Genomic DNA, 401 nt, shown 5'->3' on the forward strand with positions numbered 1-401 from the left:
GTCTTTTCATCCGCGCGTCCGGACTGCGTGGCCTGCGACCTCTGGAGGCTTACGCTGCCGTCTGTCTGCCCCCGAGTCGATGGCTACCCATCCCGGCACTGACTCACCTACTCATTATCGTGCTGATCTTCATCCTCGATGCGCTTACGCTGCTTCTCAAGTTCCTTCACACCCTCATTCTCCGAATCGTAGAATTTGGCGTTACTGACCTTCCGCTCAAGCATGGTGGAGTCCAGCTTCACATGCATCGCCACCGTATCCCCGTTTGCAGTGCTCTGGATGATGAAAACCATTAGGAAAATCACCATGGTGGTACTCGTGTTGACGACCAGTTTCCAAGTATCGGAGAAAACCCAGCAACGGACCGGGCAGGGCCCAAAGAATCAGTACGGCGACCGCCC

1 pseudogene is annotated in these 401 nt (G+C 55.6%); it reads right to left on the reverse strand.

Features of this window, described 5'->3' with window-relative positions:
* Positions 1-107: 107 nt before the first annotated feature.
* Positions 108-341, reverse strand: a pseudogene (locus SB724_RS19460) (low affinity iron permease family protein); the annotation flags it as partial.
* Positions 342-401 lie beyond the last annotated feature (60 nt).

Origin of the sequence: Bacillus sp. SIMBA_031 (assembly GCF_046535225.1) — a bacterium.
In the GTDB taxonomy this organism is placed as follows: domain Bacteria; phylum Bacillota; class Bacilli; order Bacillales; family Bacillaceae; genus Bacillus; species Bacillus velezensis.